This is a genomic window from Anaerolineales bacterium, assembly GCA_003105035.1.
In the GTDB taxonomy this organism is placed as follows: Bacteria; Chloroflexota; Anaerolineae; order Anaerolineales; family UBA4823; genus FEB-25.
Window position 1 is genome coordinate 16,167 of record PQAL01000037.1, and the last position, 17,573, is coordinate 33,739.

The 17,573-nt window shown below is 48.7% G+C and carries 18 protein-coding genes; 4 read left to right on the plus strand and 14 right to left on the minus strand.

The genetic code is table 11. The features are described 5' to 3' along the window. The first annotated feature begins 46 nt into the window (after positions 1–46). Complete coding sequence (locus tag C3F13_15985) at positions 47–295, plus strand: hypothetical protein (GenBank protein ID PWB50450.1); 249 nt, start codon at positions 47–49, stop codon at positions 293–295. 853 nt (positions 296–1,148) lie between these two features. Here C3F13_15985 and C3F13_15990 read toward each other — a convergent pair. The 14 genes from C3F13_15990 to C3F13_16055 form a co-directional block, all read right to left on the minus strand. Then, positions 1,149–1,685, minus strand: coding sequence for a hypothetical protein (locus C3F13_15990; GenBank protein PWB50451.1), 537 nt, complete (start codon positions 1,683–1,685; stop codon positions 1,149–1,151). 197 nt (positions 1,686–1,882) lie between these two features. Continuing rightward, positions 1,883–2,062: a hypothetical protein gene (locus C3F13_15995; GenBank protein PWB50452.1), complete on the minus strand. Its 180-nt coding sequence runs from the start codon at positions 2,060–2,062 to the stop codon at positions 1,883–1,885. A gap of 1,663 nt (positions 2,063–3,725) precedes the next feature. Further along, positions 3,726–4,289 (minus strand): hypothetical protein, encoded by a 564-nt coding sequence (locus tag C3F13_16000; GenBank protein ID PWB50453.1) that lies wholly within the window; start codon positions 4,287–4,289, stop codon positions 3,726–3,728. A 60-nt stretch (positions 4,290–4,349) separates the two neighbouring features. Then, positions 4,350–4,565: a hypothetical protein gene (locus C3F13_16005; protein ID PWB50454.1), complete on the minus strand. Its 216-nt coding sequence runs from the start codon at positions 4,563–4,565 to the stop codon at positions 4,350–4,352. A gap of 616 nt (positions 4,566–5,181) precedes the next feature. Further along, a complete protein-coding gene (locus C3F13_16010) occupies positions 5,182–5,403 on the minus strand; it encodes a hypothetical protein (GenBank protein ID PWB50455.1) in 222 nt (73 codons plus the stop codon). Next, on the minus strand, positions 5,400–5,633 hold the full coding sequence (locus tag C3F13_16015; GenBank protein ID PWB50456.1) for a hypothetical protein: 234 nt from the start codon (positions 5,631–5,633) through the stop codon (positions 5,400–5,402). The genes C3F13_16010 and C3F13_16015 overlap by 4 nt, the downstream gene beginning before the upstream one ends. Before the next feature lie 1,113 nt (positions 5,634–6,746). Further along, positions 6,747–7,664 carry an aldo/keto reductase gene (locus C3F13_16020; protein PWB50457.1) on the minus strand — a complete coding sequence of 306 codons (918 nt, stop codon included), beginning with the start codon at positions 7,662–7,664 and terminating at the stop codon, positions 6,747–6,749. A gap of 2 nt (positions 7,665–7,666) precedes the next feature. Beyond that, a complete protein-coding gene (locus C3F13_16025) occupies positions 7,667–8,911 on the minus strand; it encodes a hypothetical protein (GenBank protein ID PWB50458.1) in 1,245 nt (414 codons plus the stop codon). Between the two features lie 52 nt (positions 8,912–8,963). Then, a complete protein-coding gene (locus C3F13_16030) occupies positions 8,964–9,890 on the minus strand; it encodes a hypothetical protein (GenBank protein ID PWB50459.1) in 927 nt (308 codons plus the stop codon). A gap of 22 nt (positions 9,891–9,912) precedes the next feature. After that, complete coding sequence (locus tag C3F13_16035) at positions 9,913–10,929, minus strand: hypothetical protein (protein PWB50460.1); 1,017 nt, start codon at positions 10,927–10,929, stop codon at positions 9,913–9,915. Position 10,930: 1 nt separating this feature from the next. Further along, a complete protein-coding gene (locus tag C3F13_16040; protein ID PWB50461.1) occupies positions 10,931–12,295 on the minus strand; it encodes a hypothetical protein in 1,365 nt (454 codons plus the stop codon). Positions 12,296–12,307: 12 nt separating this feature from the next. Next, entirely contained in the window at positions 12,308–13,123 is an 816-nt protein-coding gene (locus C3F13_16045) for a sugar ABC transporter permease (GenBank protein ID PWB50619.1), read from the minus strand. A 102-nt stretch (positions 13,124–13,225) separates the two neighbouring features. Next, positions 13,226–14,119, minus strand: coding sequence for a sugar ABC transporter permease (locus tag C3F13_16050; protein ID PWB50462.1), 894 nt, complete (start codon positions 14,117–14,119; stop codon positions 13,226–13,228). A 113-nt stretch (positions 14,120–14,232) separates the two neighbouring features. After that, positions 14,233–15,696, minus strand: a complete 1,464-nt coding sequence (locus C3F13_16055) for a hypothetical protein (GenBank protein PWB50463.1) — start codon at positions 15,694–15,696, stop codon at positions 14,233–14,235. Positions 15,697–16,112: 416 nt separating this feature from the next. On the opposite strand from C3F13_16055, the gene C3F13_16060 reads away from it, so the two are divergent. The 3 genes from C3F13_16060 to C3F13_16070 all read left to right on the plus strand — a co-directional run bounded on the left by C3F13_16060 (position 16,113) and on the right by C3F13_16070 (position 17,398). After that, positions 16,113–16,850 carry a hypothetical protein gene (locus tag C3F13_16060; protein PWB50464.1) on the plus strand — a complete coding sequence of 246 codons (738 nt, stop codon included), beginning with the start codon at positions 16,113–16,115 and terminating at the stop codon, positions 16,848–16,850. Positions 16,851–17,044: 194 nt separating this feature from the next. After that, positions 17,045–17,233: a hypothetical protein gene (locus tag C3F13_16065; protein PWB50465.1), complete on the plus strand. Its 189-nt coding sequence runs from the start codon at positions 17,045–17,047 to the stop codon at positions 17,231–17,233. Positions 17,234–17,236: 3 nt separating this feature from the next. Continuing rightward, positions 17,237–17,398 carry a hypothetical protein gene (locus C3F13_16070; protein ID PWB50466.1) on the plus strand — a complete coding sequence of 54 codons (162 nt, stop codon included), beginning with the start codon at positions 17,237–17,239 and terminating at the stop codon, positions 17,396–17,398. The last annotated feature ends 175 nt before the right edge of the window (positions 17,399–17,573 follow it).

The following is a 17,573-nucleotide window of genomic DNA, read 5'->3' on the forward strand; positions in this document are numbered from 1 at the left end:
TGCGGTATTTTGTACCTATTGGCATCACCCCGCCTAGGAGGAAGGTATGGTCCAAAAAAGAAAAAACTACCTACCACAGGAATATATCCATATTGGGATGGCATTTTTCTTGTTGGGAATAGTCCTATCCATGGTAGCAGAAGACAGGATGATTGGGACTGTCTTTGCGAAGATGATCTCAGATCAAATATTATTAGCTGGCATCCAAGGCGCTTCAGCTGGCTTCTCGATCCCCATTTTTTGCGTCTCGATCTATTTCAACCTGCGCGGCTTGTTGATGCTTCGACGTCATTAATATATATTTGCTTTACAGAAGCAGCGGTAATTCGCTCTGATGAATTTGGACTATCCATATCGTCGTATAGAAAACCATCATGCAACCAGACGGAAAGTCAACCTAGCAAGAGCAGCTTGGGTAATTGCAGCGCAAACTGCGGGAATTGGAGCATCAGAAGAAATAGGAGCGCATTATACACCAGCAGGAACACCAGGCTCGTGAGAAACAGCAGGAATGTAAATGGCTACTACCATAAAAAATCAATTGCTTAATCTTATAAATGCCCAGAATGACAATTAACTTTACGATGGGTATTAACCAGTCCGCTAGAATGGTTTGAAACTACCTTATACAGGCGTGTAAATCAAAAGTTCAGCAAAGTATCCTTGTGGTAATTGAACACGCCTCGATGGTTAACTTTATGATTAATCACTATGGAGGCACTTATATGAAAATCCGACCGTTCATTTTCATCATATTGGTTGGAATCCTGCTGATCACCTCTTGTGCTGCTTTTGATCGGGAGGTATCTACTCCCTTTGTATCTTCTACGGTAGCTGCTTCACCAACACCTGGAATTACACCGTTGCCAACCACAACGTCCATCCCGTCTACATCTGGGTGTGAGTACTTGTGCTACAGTCTTCTTTTTGATAGTCCACACCTGCATTCGAATGATCTGTTTGATAAATTTCTGTGACATCGTGGCCCTCCTTTTCTTGCTGCCCAACATCTGGCATTTCAGCGATATGGCCGATTGTGCAAGATTGAATCCGTTATAATTCTCCCTTCGTCTAAGGCTCTAAGCCGAAGACTAAATCCGCTGCAACCGGAGGTTGGGAGGCTCGCAATGTCTGAGCCCACATTCCACTCATTCCTTTGGCTTGACATAAAAGCGATGCATACAGCAAGATTTTCCTTGCATCATTGTCCCCTCTAAATCAAGAACAATCTGAGGGTTGACCAGCTTCGTGAAGAGCACATCAGAACACACGGCAGCATAGCCATAGTCGCCAACTCCGGCATTCAAGAAAACTTCAGCTAAAAGGCATTCTGTTACCTTGACTTCAAAAATCTCCTCAATGCTTTTCCCCACCTCCCAGGTCAAAACATCCAATAAGTCTTGGTTTTCAGGATTAGCAGGATCATAGATTTCCTTGAACAAGGATAAGTCATTCTTCCCTTTTGCTTTGACAATTTCTTCAGCAAATCCTTTGGTTTCTTGATAGGCTAATTCTTGAAGGGATTCGATTACTTTATCGCGACCAATCATTTTCTCCAAAATCTTGAGATATGGAATAAAGTGTGATGCATATTCGAGCTCGATCCTTTGCTTGTGAGTCATGGGGCAATGTATCGGCTGGTCGAACTTATGATGGATTACCTTGGAAATCTGTTTTTTTAACATGAAACTCTATGGATGTTTTTATAATCCGCCCAACAGTTTGGATCACCTGCCGCCGGTTCTGGCAAAGTGACAAAATCATCATAGCATGAAAACTGGCAGATGGCAGCCTCGTACCTCCGACGCAGGCGGTCAGATGCAGCCGGTGTTGGATTGCCAAAGAATGGCTAGCCGCCTCAGTAACAAGGCGATGAGAGTATTTATACTCCTGAGCTCCGCCTGGCAAACCATTGGCCGGCCGTCACACCAGAACCAAACCCTAATACAAAGAGCCCGATTTTGGCCACCAATGAGATATCTCCCCAAAACACCACTGAGAAGCCGCCCGCAAAAATCAAGAACAGGATCGATAGGATAATCAGATAGTTATTAGATTTCATCACAAGACCTCCCTTACGAATTGTGAAATTGCGGCAAGACCAAAATTCAAGCCGGGCTGCTTAACCGGTGGATATTGCGCTATATCACGGAATATTTATCTATATATAGTACTCATAGATATCTTATGCAGTTCAGGGTGTGTGTACTAATCGTGACCTGATCTATGCATCTACCAATAAAAGCTCTCTGAACAGGTCCACGATCGGGTTCGGTTGAAGGATTTCGCCCACTGGAGTGAGGAATACTATCTATACTGGATCAATAATACATCTTGTTCCACAACAAACTCCACCCGAGCGAAATGGGAGGCTAAGGTATCGAACAATTACTGACGCATCTCGCTGCCGAGATAAAAGGTTCCGTAGCAACTCAAAACCAATGCACTGAACCTGTCACAGTGAAACCCTTAGTGCACTGCTTTTTCTATACCTTGAAGTGCATAGCTATCCGCTTGAATTGGCATTTTAGTCAGTTCAGGGTTGAAGGTCGAAATATCTACCGACAGTGCTTTTAAAGACTGCGGATGAACGAGTGGTATACCATGACTGCTCCCGTTATGTACAAGGTAGATGAGGAGAATGAAAATTCAAGTCCCAGCTTGAAACCATGTTGACTGATAACAAGGTTTATATTTCTCAGTCACACTTTGGGAGGCTGTTTTTGTTCTAAACTATTCTAAGCAGGTATTAGAATAAATCTGTTGATGTTAGGGACATTTGTCCCTAATGGCACGGGACATCTGCCCATCGACTTTTACCAAAAAATAAAATACAATCTTTTTAAACAACAACAGATAGAATAATAAGAAAAACCCCTCTCCAATTGGAGAAGGGCGAGTTAAGGTTACAACCTGCGGAGAGGGTGGTTATCCTTTCAGCAGCTTATAAGTTCCCCCTTTGCCGGACTTAATAAATCTAATGTCAATATTGTCAAAGTGCAAGAGCTGACCGAAATAATCAGTTCGCGTCAAGCATCCTCACTTCTTAACCGCTTATCTAGCATTCTATATCCTCCTTAGCACCTGTCAAGGTCTTGTGGTGCATCTTAAGCAGGATTTCAACACCGGTGCTTATTTGTCCAACATTTGCCTCTATGTCACAGTCATTCTCTTGTGACTGCAAACGTTCTCTGGAAGCCTCCATTGATGAGTGGTTAAAATAAATTGGCCGGAATAATTCTTCACCTGGAGTATCCCGGCTAACGTGTGTGCATCGTTTGATTACATTTTACAGATTTTGAGTAGGGTGCCTGAGCCCAGTAGAGACGTGTTTCGTCGCTCAGGATTTGATTATCTGAAAATCTATGACTTCCGATTTGGTGGACAAGTGTCCCGTCGAGAACAGGAAATATGTCGCAAGTATTCGCATTTCGATCGCCCTGAATTCACGCGTCGGTTCAACTAGAGATATTACAGCCCAAAATCACCATACTACTTGCTGCATTCGTTTCACTCGTTGCACACTGCTACAGCCTAACTGTACCTGATCTGAACCCGTTGTATTACGTAAGGAATGGCGAGCTGCAACCCTTTCTGTAGGGGGAAACTTGATTGATTTATCATTCCAGCACTTCGACGACCTGGTAGAGATCCACACTGACATGATCAAGCGATATTTTTCTATAGTGGATCTCAGGTTTATTTATCCAAGTGCAAGAGTTTATTCACTTTATGCCTTTGACATAAAAAACGGATTTAGTGAAATGAAGCCCATCTTCTTGCTTGCATGACTGAAGGTCTTTAAAAATGGCTTCTTTCATTCTCGTAAATTGATTGGCATCAATAAGCTCAATCCTGTCGAGCAGCGATTTCCAACCCAAACGCTGCATTTGCCTCCACCATTCTTCTTCGTCTGTCGACACAAATGTCATTGACTCCCCGCGAACCTCTATTTCTCTAAAGCCAGCTTGGCGTAAGATGATCTCATATCCCGCCGGCTTTTCATAAGCCATGCCAATTGGATGCTGTTCTATGTATTCACTGTCATGCAAGATCGCGGGATAGTGTCGAATCATTGCCTCTTCCATAAAGCGCAAATCCTCTTGCTCTTCCCAAGAACAGCAGACAAACTTACCCCCGTCTCGCAACACGCGACATATCTCCCTGGACTTCGTGTCTGACTGAGTGAACTCCCCTTGGGTAAAATTGAAGCAATCATACCAACCCATAAAGCCGCTTATCGCCAGGTCAAATGAGCCGGTTTGGAAACCTAGGTTCCAGGCATTCATGAATAACGCCGAAGCATTCTTCAGAATTTGCCGCTCTATCCTAGAGCAAACTTCGGGCGTTCAGTTTGGGCAAATGTCTATGCCGACAACATGACCACTTGAACCCGCTCTTTCTGCAGCTGGTAAAAGGGAAGACCCAGTACCGCAACCCAAATCCAACACCTTAGCTCCTAAGGGGATGGTCGCACACTCCACTAACCTGCCACCAAAGTAATCCCAATAGTCTGGACCGTCTAGATCTGACACGCCTACTGGTCTGCTCCAAATTCTCGCCATCTTCCTATCCTTTCCCGATACTTATGCGATCTAGTAATTCTGGGCACAACCCATTCAGTCTTAGAGCTTGCATCTGCAGCCACCCAATTAGTGCATAACACGCCACCCTGTGGAATATTTAGCTATATACAAACCTAATAAATATTATACATCGAGGTTGGCAGGCGTCCCCCGAAAAAAGACTCCTGGACCGGGTCATCAATCGGCTGCAGTTGAAGAATTATGTCTACCGGACTGAGAAATCGTAACTGTATTGGATCAAACAATACATATTGTTTCACAACAAACGCCTCCTAAGCGGAATGGGGATTCAACGGAAGAATAATTCCTCACCCATTTCGCTGCTTAAAAGGTGCTGCATCAACTCAATACCCATGCACTCAGTGGGTTGAAGTGAGACTCTGAGAGCATAGATTTTTTATACGAGAGGTGCTTGACTTACCGCTCGATTTAACATTCCAATCATTTCAGGCGAGAAGGCCTATTCACCTGCTGATGGTACTTTCAAAGGTTAAGGTCGAACGATGGGCAATCCTTTGGTTATTCGGGACATTTGTCCCTATTACCTCGGGACATCTGCCTATCGACTTTAGTCATCAGATAATATACAATGGTTTTATAGACAAAAAACCTTCTCCAAATGGAGAAGGGCCTGTCTACCGTCTGCGGAGAGGGTGGGTATCCTCTCAGCGGAGCGTAAAGTCAACTGAGCCTTCCGGCTCTCGATCTGTTGAAATACGGTTGTCAAAGAACTAGGTTTTACCCTGTGGTATAGCTTCCATACAAGATCTCTTAGGAACTGCTTAGAGATCTCACTTCTTACTAGCTTATCTATCATTGTATATGCTCCTCGGCGATTGTCAAGTGATTGTGGGACATCGGTAGGGCGATTTTGACTTCTGTCACTGTATGTCCCATATCTTCCCCCATGTCATAAATGATCACTACTATACTTCGTTCACTCGTCCAAAAGCACCACTTGGTGTCAATGTGTAAACCATCCAAGATCGAAAACAGGAGCCCATAATCCGGGCGGGTCCTTACCCACAACACGCACCCGGCAGTCATATCGAGGTCCTATCCTGGCTATTAAGGTCTTCCGCTCGACAATCTTTCAAGTCCTAACGATAATCCTCTCGATAACGACATCATTGATATTGGTAGCCTCCATTGATGAGTGGTTAAAATAAATTGGCCGGAACTATCCTCCAGCAGGAGCATCCCGGCCAACGTGTGTGTGGCGTTTGATTACGCCTTACAAATTATGCGTGTAGTGCCTGGACCCCGTAGAGATCGTGTTTCGTTGCTCAGGCTATGATAATCATACAAGATTACGCTTTAAGTTCAATAGGCAGATGTCCCGTTGCGGTAGGGACAATTGTCCCGCATATTCGCATTTTGATCACCCCAATTTCCTTACACGCCGGTGACCCAAGGACAATGTTTCCATATTTATTGTTAAAATCAGGTCAAATCCAAACGGTAAAAAGACAACGGATTGGTAATCATAAATCTACCATACATCATGAGTTACCGTGTAACTGAGGTCGGAGAGGCTACTGATCTAGGTGGCCCATTTCTTGGACTATATTAGTGGATCTGGTGGGATTCGATCCCGCGACTTCTTCAGTGCGATGGATAAAAATGCAGGGGAAAACGTAAAAATAGCCGTCTTTTACATCTAATATCGCCCAAAATCACTATACCGTTTCAGCATATTAGTACCCGAATTGTACCCGCGCTGAACCCCGATATGCATCGGTATGAAGCAAGGAAAGTTGAGCCGCAGCCCTGTCCTGAGGGGAAAAATAAATTATTTGCACTTATTTGCTTGATAAGTAAATTTGGAGCAGCACGAACGCTCTACCAATCGCTTAGAAGGACGTTACTGAAAAAACGCTTCTCCCTTCCTGTGTCTGCTATTTTTCCACCAGTCCATTGGACAGTGACGATGCAAGTACATTGGATGTGGTTACATAGGTCCAGTCAACACTTTGACGTGAGACAAAAGCGTCCAATAAATTTTCTTCCAATTGACCCATACCGCGGGCTGCCAATGGTAAAAAATGCTGATGCACTGGATTTATTGTTCCACTTTACGTCGGAACCGCGTGTTTGCTGGTGAGAGAGGAGACAGCAGTTATGCAGTTGTCTCCTGCTCGATTCGCTAGTCTGGCTTTCTCAGCAGTCTTCAACCGCAGCGATCAAATCGATAAGCTGTTCCACACGCTTGACGCCAACGATAAGTGAAACGACCGTCGGTTGTTCCAGTAAGGCTTTCAAAGCATGTTGCATCAGGGAGCGGCCCCTGACCTGGGCTTCTGCTTCAATATGCTCGAGCAAGTCGAAATTGGCCTCAGTTAGGTGTAGAGTCCACTCGGGTTTCTCAACCTGACGGGAATCCCTTGGAATTAACTGGCCGCGCCGGTATTTTCCACTAAGCACACCGCCTTGCAGCACCTGGTATGGAATTACTCCGATATGCTCGCCCTGGCACAGTGGCAGGAGCTCGTTTTCTACCTCGCGCTTAAGCAGGCTATAAGCCGGCTGGACCACGACCGGTCGACACCAGCTGTTCTCGTCGCATACCTTGAGTAGATCAGAAAGCTGCCTGTCTGAAAAGTTGGAAACCCCCCAGGCACGAGTCTTACCGGTTTTCACCAAATTGCTAAAAGCCTCAACGGATTCGATCAGCGAGGTAGACGGATCTGGCCTGTGCATGTAATAGAGGTCAACATAATCACATTTCAACCGGGAAAGCGAGCGCTCGATCTCTCGCTGGATGTGTACCTTGCTCAACCCCTGGTCATCGTCCGACGGGCCGATCTTCATCCCGACCTTGGTCGCCAAGACAACTTTGTGCCGCTTGCCAATCAGCGCCTTCCCCAGGATCTCCTCAGCCACCCCGCCCGGGGAACCGACGAAGCGGGTGTAACCCTCGTATATGTTGGCTGTGTCAATAAAGTTAATACCATGTTCCAGAGCATAATGAGTCAGGCGGATGGCCTCGGCCTCGCCAACCGGGATACCAAAGGTCATCGTCCCCAGGCACAGTGTGGAAACCTGGAAGGGTGTGTTTGGGATCGCCCGCAGTTCCATAATTAATTAACTTTCATTGATGCAATACCAGCCTTTACAGATGCGACCAGATAATCGAGGGTTTCGTCTGGCATTCCAATCCACCATGGGAAGCTAAACGAGTTATCCCACCAACCTTCCAAGGTTGGGCAGTCGTACTCGCCTGCACCCAACTTTTGGAAAAGGGGGTAACGATAGAGTGGGTAATACTGAACAATAGCGCGGATGCCCGCCTCACTGGTCAGGAAGTCCAACAAATCGTTCCGGGTCGTACCGAATGTCGATCCGTTAAAGTGCATCACGAATTGATGGAAGACGTGGCGGTAACCAGATGGAATTGCAGCAACCGATAGCTCGGGGATATCCGCAATTGCTTTTCGCAAGCGGGCAGCCTGGGCGATCAGGACATCGTTCGACTCATCCAGGGTCTTCAAGAGTTCGCTGCCGAGAGCGCATTGGGCTTCACCAATGCTGAAGTTGTTGGGCCAAATCGTTTCCATATCCAGGTCGACATTGGACATCGCCGGGACCCAGTAGCGTTCGCGTTCTCCCTGGAAACCGCGTACACCGTTATGGCGAAGACCGGGAACTAGGGCTGCGTCCGCATCAGACTTGACTGTCAGCACCCCGCCCTCCCCCAGGGTAGTGATATTCTTTGCTCCATGAAAACTGAAGCAGCCAAAATCGCCAAATGTGCCTACCTTTTGGTAGTTGATAGACGCACCGGGGGCTTGGGCACAATCCTCGACTACACGCAGGTTGTGTTTGTTGGCGATCTCCATAATTACCGGCATATCAACTGGCATACCTAGCAGGTGCACCACCACGAGTGTTGTGGTGCGCGGGGTAATTTTCCGTTCAATGTCAGAGGGATCGATCACCCAAGCGGCAGGATCGATATCCGCCCAGACAATCTTGGCGCCAGTTGTTCCGAATGGGATGGCGGTGGCGCAAAAGGTATAAGCTGGGATAATCACTTCGTCGCCGGGACCCAGCCCGCACAAGGTGGCAGCCAGGTGCAGGGCATTGGTGCAGTTGTCCACTGCAAAGGCGTGCCTGGCGCCCGTGTAGGCCTTAAAATCCGCTTCGAACTTGCGCAGGTATTCGCCCTGGGTCTGGACCTCGGCCGTGCGCATCACGTTGACTACCGCGTTGATCTCTGCATCGGTGTAGAGCCTCATCCGGGCGGGAAAATTTACCTTGTAGCCGGACATCGAGCCGCGTCCGGAGGCATCCCCGGTTTTTGAAACAATGTTCTGATTGGTCATTGGCAAACTCCTTGTATAAAACAAAAAAAATCGAAGTAATGATGGCAATCGGTCAGACTTGCATTGGTTTTAAAGCAGTATTACACATCTCAACCGCCCGATGGGCTTTTTCTATCAACCAGGCAGGAGCTTCTCCATCATGGTCAAGCAGGATGTTCTCACATGTGCCCCGCTGGCGCAGGGCCACATCGAGCAGATGGAATAGAGTGGATGATTCCGGACGGTCGTGGAGACACTCAAACACCAGGTCCATCATCCGGTCAACGCCGGCCTGGATCGAATTAGCCTTTTCCTCCTGGCCGGAGCGGATTGCCCGGTAGAGGCCGACAAAAGTCTCCGGAGCGAGGTGGATTACACTAACAATGAACCCCGAAGCCCCACGGCGCAGAGACTCGGTAATGAGCTTTTCCTTTCCTTGCAACAGGGCAAAGTCTGGCCTACCGTGCAGGGCTTCCAGCAACAGCTCGAAGCGCGGCAGATCAGCGCTTGAATCCTTGAGGCCAAGGATATTACTGTGGTTCGCCAACTTGAGCAAAAGAGTATTAGTGATTTGCGAGTTAGTGAATTCAGGGATGTCATAGATCACAACCGGGATGGGGCTGGCATCTGCAAATTTTAAGAAAATGCTTTCAATTTCATCCTGGTCATAGCGGAAATAACCCGGCACGGTGGCGACTGCAGCTCGTGCGCCAGCGTCCGCCATCATCCGGGCGGACTCGATCATTTCTGGGAGTCCGAGTGCCGTGCAACCCCCAAGCAGGAGAATATCCTTGCCAATGCAGTCCACAGCAGCACGGCAGAGCCTGACACGGTCTTCGAGGCTGAACCAAGGGCCACGCCCGGTGCTGCCTCCAACGAAGATGCCCTTGCATCCAGCCAATAGCATTTCCTTACAGACGGCCTTAAATCCTTCCAGGTCAATCTCGCCACTGCGTTGGCAGGGAGTGACTATCGGGACAATGGGACCTAAATCTTTCATATGCTCCTTGTGCAACTCTTCTTCAGCATGAAAAATACTCAATTGGCACGGAAACTACCCGAACCATTGTCGGAGAGAACATCCCAATAATCCAGGGAAGATCCCTTCGTGGATTGTTTGTGTAATAGGAAATAATTACCTTCCCGTTCAGAATTGCGGTCCCAGCATAGGCAGTATCGCCGGTGCTAGGCAGGTCGGCCAGCCAGGTCAACCCAGCGCCATCGAGACGGTAGAGGGAAGTACGTTTCCGGGCAAAGATGGATCCCTGCCCATTGAGCCAATCTCCGGTGTACGGCTGTGAGCGACCGACTGCATAACACTTCCCTGCAAAGGAAAACAGAGTCGGGCCATCCAGGCGGGAGACTTTGCTGTACACTTGTGTCCAGCGTGTATAGGGAGGCTCGGCGACCGAGAGGAGGGTCCCTGCCCGCCTTGACCCAGATAAGCCGCCAGCTTCGATACGCGTGACTGCCTGCAAGTGCCCATCTGGCAGAAAATCGATGGCACTCTCGTCTGCTCCACCGCCATCGCGGAGCGTTGAAACTGGTTGCCAGTCCAGACCGTTGATGGAGCACAGCAGCTGTGCGGCGCCCTTTTGGAGGTGATGAGCAGGAGCAAACCAGGTTCTTCCATCGACAGTCTTGGGTTTCCCTAACAGCCAACCGGCTGGCCCAACTACTGTGAACGATGACCAGGATTCACCATCAGCACTGTCAAAGTGTACCGTCCGATATGGCTGTGGATCAAATGAACGATTGAGAAGGGCATAGATAGTCAGGCGATCATGGATCACAGCCAATTTCGGGTCGCGGATATCTTCTCCGCCTCCGTCAAGACGAGAAACTTGCTCCCAATTCCGGGCATTTGATGAGCACATCAGAACGATCCGGCTGCGACGGCTGGCAAAGTGGGATGGAGAAGAGACGAACGCCAGCCAAAACATATCACGCCACACAACCAGGTCAGTGAAAGCGTTGTGCAAGCCGTTGTCAAAAACAGTCCAGGAGTCAAGTGGGGAGACCGGGGAAGTCGAGTGCATCTTATTCCTTCGGCAGAGTGCGTTGTTCCTCTAGTTTTACCCGTAGCTCTGCATGGCGGATGCGGTTCAATGGGTAGAACCAAGCCAGCACGATCCCGGCTACCAAGCAGACCGCCGGAATGGGGCCGATTAGAAGCTGCAACCCAAGGATGACGCTGCGGGGTTCGGACTTGGCATTGGCGACATATCCAGTCCATTCTAGCATCAGCATTACCAGTGGTATGGAGATCGACACAGCGACTTTTCGGAAAGTGGTCACCAAGCTGTAGAACATGCCCTCGTGACGCTGGCCAGTCTGCAGCTCATCCCACTCGACAGTGTCTGGAATCATCGACCAGGTCAGCAGCTGGACTGCGCCCAGGCCGATGCCCGCTAGTCCAGCCATCACCCCCATGGCGGGAAGCCCCCAACTTGGATCCATGAATCCCATCACGATCATCACCGCAGCTAGGTAGACCATTGCGCCGATGTAGGCTCTTCGCTTATCCCAGTGGCTAGACGCCCATGACCAAAATGGCAGCGAGATCAGAGCGCCAACGAAAAGCAAACCAAAGATCAGGTCGCCGCTGCTGGCCAGGTTCATACGGTATCTCAGGTAATAGAGCAGAATGGTCTGCAAAACGTCGAAGGCAGTCCAGGAGAGAAGGAAGATACCTAGCACGTACAGGAAGGGCTGGTTACTGATCGCCGCCTTTAGGGATTCTTTGATCGATGGCTGTTTTTGTTCCTGGAACTCAGCGCGCTCGTGTGTACCGAAGAAGACCATGACCATCGGTAGGATGCTCAAGATAGCAACCCCGACTCCCACGCGCATTACTATCGCCGCACTTTGCGAGTCCATCGTCCCAATAATGGCAAGTGGAACAACGTAAGCGATCATCGCTCCGATGATCGAGAAGACCATGCGGTAGGTGGTCAGTTTGGTGCGCTCGTCGTAGTCCGAGGTAAGCTCGGGAGTCAAGGCAAAGTAGGGCATGTATAGGATGGTGGCGGCGGTGTCGTAGAGAACGAAAGCGAACGCATAATAGACCGCTAAGGCAATCTGGGAGTTGATAGGCGGTATCCACCACATCAGCATATAGACCAACGCAAATGGAATCATGCCGAAAAGAATGAAAGGGCGCCGCCGTCCCCAGCGGGTGCGCGTTCGGTCCGAGAGATAGCCGATGATCGGGTCGTTCAGGTAATCTACCGAACGTCCGATGAACAGAGCTACAGCTGCCAGGGCTGGACGCAACCCGACCACATCGGTCAAGAAGATGGCAAACAGCAGACCGACCATCGTATCAGCCAGGTTGATACCTGCATCACCCACCCCGTACATGATCTTTACTCGTCGTGAAAGCTTTTCGCCATTCGTGGCCATCTTGTCCGCTCCTTATCCTTTTACAGCTCCAAAAGTGATGCCCTTAATGAAATACTGCTGGAAGGCGATAAAAAAGACGATCATGAACAACGCTCCAAAGCTACCGCCCGCCATGGTCAAACCGATATCTGTGAGCATCTTGCCGGATGCAGGAGTGCGTGAGATGATCGAGACCCCCACCGGAATGGTGTATTGAAATTTGTTTTGAGCGATAACCATCTGCCACATAAAATAGTTCCAGGCCTGGTTGAAGGTGAAGATAGCCAGGGCAGCCAGGACTGGTTTCAGCAGTGGGAGAACAATGCGGTAGAATACATCCCATTCGGAAGCGCCGTCAATGCGCGCTGCATCGATCAACTCATCGGGGATGGTACTGCAAAACTGCTTGATCAGGAAAATACCGAACGGCGAGGCGATCATCGGCATGGCCATTGCAAAATATGTTCCACCTGTTGTGGATGTGAGATGAAACGCCCTTACCAGCAGGAAAAGCGGGATGAGGATAACCTGGTTAGGTAGGAACATCGTGGAGAGAAGGATCACAAACAGGACATTTGACCCGGGGAACTTTTTCTTCCCAAAGCCATAACCAGTAAGCGCACTAACGATGAGAACCAGAACTACCGTCAGCAATGAAACCACCACGCTGTTGAACACCCAGCGCCAGATCGGCCAGGGACCACTAAAGAGTTGCGACCAGTTTTCAAGCGTCGGGTGGGACGGAAATAATTCCGGGGGTACAGCCATGGTTACAGTCTGTAGCTTGAATGAACCAGTGAACATCCAGTAGAGTGGTAGCAGGAATGTGACAGCCAGGATGATTAACATCAGGTAGCTCACCAGATGGGTGGTTTTTTCAATGGCCAAACGTACGGTGTCCTGTTTCACAATGGAAGTTGACATGCCGAATATTTACTCCGGGCAAAAAAATTATATATCCGTGCTCCGCCAGAAGCGGAGCTGGATGGCTGTGAAGAATAAGATGATGACCATCAATACAACACCTATCGCAGATGCTTTCCCATAATTACTGTTCAGGAAAGCTGTCTGGAAGATCAGGTAAACCAGTGATGTGCTAGTGTTATATGGCCCACCGCCAGTCACCATATAAATTACCTCCCAGAGTTGGAAGACCTGGATTGTCTGGGTGGCCAGGACGAACAGCAAGACTGGTCGAAGCAGTGGCAGCCGGATGAACCAGGCTTTTTGTAAATAATTAGCTCCGTCTACGGTTGCAGCATCCAGGATGTCCTGAGAGATGCCCGCCAGTCCGGCCTCGAACAGGATGATCGGTGCACCTATGGTGAATGTCAACACCACTGCGCAGACTGCCTGAAAGCTGTGGGGGGGCGTTGCCAGCCACAAGATTGGCTTCATCCCTACTAAACCCAGCAGATAGTTTAATACGCCATAAGTCGGATTGAAGATCCACAGGAAAACCACAGAGAGAACCACCCCTCCGGCTACACCTGGGATGTAGAACGCGCCGCGGAAGAATGCCTGCGCCTTACGCCCCAGTGGATCAATCAAAAAAGCGATGACAAGAGATATAAAGACGGTTGCCGGAACAATGACGAAAGCATAGCTGATGGTATTGACAAGCGCTCGTTTAAAGACCGGATCCTTACTCAATTGGACGTACTGGCTGAGACCAACAAATTGTCGAGCGCCGATATCAAATGATGCTTTATAGAATGACAGGCTGATTGCAAATAGGATCGGAGCCAGCATGAACATAAAAAATGCCAGGTAACCTGGAGCGATAAAAAGATAACCCGACCAGCCCCTACGGATTTCCCTGGTAAGCGCTTTGATTTTTGCCACGCGTTGGTTACTCCTGCATACCGTTCTGGCTTGAGCCAGGCTGCCGGAGGTGCTCCCGACAGCCTGGTCGTATTTTTGGGATCAGTGGTTAATCTTCGCGGTGGAGAGATCCGTTACTTGCACCCCGCAATGATACCATCCGCCCGCAGGACAAATTCATCTAAAATGGCTTGAATGTCGGCATTGTCTTGCCAAATTTGTTGGCGAGCTTCCGCCCATGCTTGACGGACATCTGTATATCCGCACGGAACCCCGTTGACAAAGTAAGGGTCATAGGACCCGAACTTACGTGCCGCAGCAAGGGGTTCAGCCACGGCTGGATCGTCACTCTGGAAGTTTGCATCAGTGCGGGCCGGTATTTTTCCCCACCCAACGGCAATCTGCGAGGCGATCTCAGGTTTCTGCATATAGTTGATCAGATCGTATATAGCCTGGAGTTTGGCAGCGTCAGACTGTTTAAAGACGCCCCACACATCCGGGTTGGACATGCCCGCCGGGCTAACGGGTGCGCTGGGTTTATTTGGAACCTGGACAAAGATATAGTCGAAGGGTTGGATGGTGCCGGCAGCGATCCCCTTTTTGGTTATGCTGTCATACCAGTTCCCTTGATCGAGCATAGCCACCTGCTGGTTCAGCCAATAGGGATCGGTTGTATCGTCGATCAGGCCGGCTGCACCTGGAACCATTAAGCCTTTTTCGTAAATACTATGCAGGAATGTAAAGGCTTCTAGGCAGGCCGGGCTATTTACGGTGTACTGTTGGGTGGTAGCATCATAATACTTACAGTCAGGCCAACCTGCCAGCCATTCGTTGGTTGCAGAGTCCATGGAAGTGCTGCCTGCGAAGAAGGCTGTACAGTAGATATTATTTGCCGGATCGTTGATCGCTTCGCAGGCCTTCATAAATTCATCCGTGGTCCAGGCATAATCCGGTCCCTGCGGCAGCAAGTCAGTCAGGCCAGCTTTCTCAAACAGGCTTTTGTTGACAATCATGTTCCAATAACCACCATCCGCCGGAATGCTCCACATCATGCTGCCACCGTAAGAACCAGCCAGGACAGCTGGATCATATGCCGCGACATCCTCACTGGTCAGGGCAGGGGTTAGATCCTCGAGCAGGGTTGCATCCTGGTATTTCTTGACGCGGAATTTCGTGTCGAAGTATACATCTGGAGGTGTGCCTGCTGCGACTGCCGTATCCACCACAAGCGTGCTGCCACTGGCATCATAGCCCTTCAGGGCGAAATCAATGGTAACGCCGGGGTGGTCAGCCTCGTATTGTTTGAATATATTGGCATACCAATCTGACCAGAGCGTGCCATCGGTCATGGTAGCCCCTTCAGAGCCAAAAGCCCAGTAGCTAATATTGATGGGTTCGGGCTGGGTTGCTGTAGGAGCAGTGGTGCTAACCGGTGCCATGGTTGGTGGTAACGTAGCCGCGGGAACAGAGGTTGCAATCGATGCCTGAGTCGGTGCCAGTGTAGCTGCAGGGGCCGTAGTCGCCGCTGGTTGACAAGCTGCGAGCAGTGTGCTCAGGATTGCTAATACAGCCACTAAAAGAAAAATAGATTTCTTCATATATCATTCTCCTTAGATATTCATAATGGAAAGAAATTTTAACAATAGTAAGCGGTGGGGTTGTCTCTTTACTAGAAGTTGCCTCCTTCCCGTACTGCAGGGTCTTTCGCACAAAAGGATCCAGTTATTTCTAAATTGCATTTGTTTGTCTAAATCTCTTATTGACGACGAATTCATGTTGACTTGGCATTCAAAACGCACTACAATTGATAATATAAACTGAAGAAGATAACAGATAGCAGATATCAGACATCTTATAAGTGATTATACAAATATGCTGCCAAATTGTCAACAGGGAAAAACTAACTCACTTTAACCCTTATACCGCTGATTGAAATACAATCGGGAACGATTGATCATAGACAAGCATATGTCAATCCTAGATTGTGTCAAATATAGCAAAACGGAGATTCGAGATGAAACAATCGCTGCGGGGTCCAGCTCTTTACAAGGCCGTTCGTGATTACATCAAGGAATACATCCTGGAGAACGATTTAAAACCGGGTGATCCGCTTCCCACCGAAGGTCAATTAGTAGAAGACCTAGGTGTCGGGCGAAGTTCAGTGCGCGAGGCTGTCAAATCGCTGCAATCTTTGGGTATTATCGAGGTGCGCCAGGGGAATGGTCTCTTCGTGCGGGAATTGAACTTTGATCCCATGCTGGAAACGTTTCTTTTTGGCATGCAGTATGACCCGCATACCCTGGCTGAATTGGTTCAGGTAAGGACATGGCTGGAAGCTGCTGTGATTGGCGATGCTGTCGAACATATCCAGGATGAGGATTTAGCGAAGCTGGAAGCCATTATTAAAAAGTGGGAAGAACGTGTCCATATTGGTGAAGAATATGCCGATCTAGATGAATCTTTCCATCAAACCATCTACAGCGTGATCGGCAACCAAACCTTGATGAAACTCTTTTCTGTCTTCTGGATTGTATTCGTTAACCTTGAAAAAGAAGTCACCCACGATCCAGATCCGCAGGAGGTGCTGAATTCACACCGTTCGATTCTAGCAGCGATCAAGATTCACGATCCTTCTCTGACTCGCCAATATCTTATCAGGCATTTTAACAGCATCAAGATTCGCACACAGAAATATCTTGAAAGCAATCCACTCAAAAGGAATGAGCTCCCGACTTATGAGGAATTGCATTAAAAAAGCTTTCCCGGGCAGACCCTGGGATAGATTGGAAAATAACATCCCCTTTGGCGTAGGCATCATGGTTTTTGATAAGCTGGTTCATTACCCTTGATATATCGGGCATTATGCAAATTGGCCTACTGCCTTTTCTTATCTAACCACCCATGATTTAACAGCAGTCGAGTCTGAGCTGATTCACCTGGAAGGGTATGCCGAATACACATTTGGTTAGGGATACTCGCCAAACCTACCTTTCGATTAATGTGGAGCTTTACGCTTCACAGGCGAATGGCCCCTACAGCCGACACATGACCACTCTCCTAAAATGTGACTTATTGATCATGGACGATTTCGACCCACAGCCCTTTCCTCCACCTGCCATCCAGGATCTGGACTAAACTATCTGCGAATCCTATGAGCGCGGCTCGATTTTGGTCACTTCCAATCGTGCCTTCCAAGTGTGTGCGGAAGTCTTCAACAATGACCTGCTTTCTTCCGCCGCCTTGTATCGCCTAACCCATCAAGATCATACCCTCATCATTCAAGACGAATATTTCCGCTAACAATCCAGGAAGAAGGAGGTGATATTAAAAGCGAAAGTGTAAACATTTCTTGAAGTGGTAAACACCCACCCGATTATCGCTGGTATACATGATCCAACTATGAGTGGTAAACATCGCCTGGCTATTGACAGTAATTAAATGGACCTGGCGGGATTAGAACCCGCGGCCTCTTCAG

Coding starts and splice junctions, on each gene's coding strand:
- C3F13_16025 (PWB50458.1), bottom strand. CDS start 8,911: ATGACCAATCAGAACATTGTTTCAAAAACCGGGGATGCCTCCGGACGC.
- C3F13_15995 (PWB50452.1), bottom strand. CDS start 2,062: ATGAAATCTAATAACTATCTGATTATCCTATCGATCCTGTTCTTGATT.
- C3F13_16065 (PWB50465.1), top strand. CDS start 17,045: ATGCCGAATACACATTTGGTTAGGGATACTCGCCAAACCTACCTTTCG.
- C3F13_16010 (PWB50455.1), bottom strand. CDS start 5,403: ATGATAGATAAGCTAGTAAGAAGTGAGATCTCTAAGCAGTTCCTAAGA.
- C3F13_16035 (PWB50460.1), bottom strand. CDS start 10,929: ATGCACTCGACTTCCCCGGTCTCCCCACTTGACTCCTGGACTGTTTTT.
- C3F13_15985 (PWB50450.1), top strand. CDS start 47: ATGGTCCAAAAAAGAAAAAACTACCTACCACAGGAATATATCCATATT.
- C3F13_16020 (PWB50457.1), bottom strand. CDS start 7,664: ATGGAACTGCGGGCGATCCCAAACACACCCTTCCAGGTTTCCACACTG.
- C3F13_16060 (PWB50464.1), top strand. CDS start 16,113: ATGAAACAATCGCTGCGGGGTCCAGCTCTTTACAAGGCCGTTCGTGAT.
- C3F13_16005 (PWB50454.1), bottom strand. CDS start 4,565: ATGGCGAGAATTTGGAGCAGACCAGTAGGCGTGTCAGATCTAGACGGT.
- C3F13_16055 (PWB50463.1), bottom strand. CDS start 15,696: ATGAAGAAATCTATTTTTCTTTTAGTGGCTGTATTAGCAATCCTGAGC.
- C3F13_16045 (PWB50619.1), bottom strand. CDS start 13,123: ATGTTAATCATCCTGGCTGTCACATTCCTGCTACCACTCTACTGGATG.
- C3F13_16040 (PWB50461.1), bottom strand. CDS start 12,295: ATGGCCACGAATGGCGAAAAGCTTTCACGACGAGTAAAGATCATGTAC.
- C3F13_15990 (PWB50451.1), bottom strand. CDS start 1,685: ATGTTAAAAAAACAGATTTCCAAGGTAATCCATCATAAGTTCGACCAG.
- C3F13_16030 (PWB50459.1), bottom strand. CDS start 9,890: ATGAAAGATTTAGGTCCCATTGTCCCGATAGTCACTCCCTGCCAACGC.
- C3F13_16000 (PWB50453.1), bottom strand. CDS start 4,289: ATGAATGCCTGGAACCTAGGTTTCCAAACCGGCTCATTTGACCTGGCG.
- C3F13_16015 (PWB50456.1), bottom strand. CDS start 5,633: ATGACTGCCGGGTGCGTGTTGTGGGTAAGGACCCGCCCGGATTATGGG.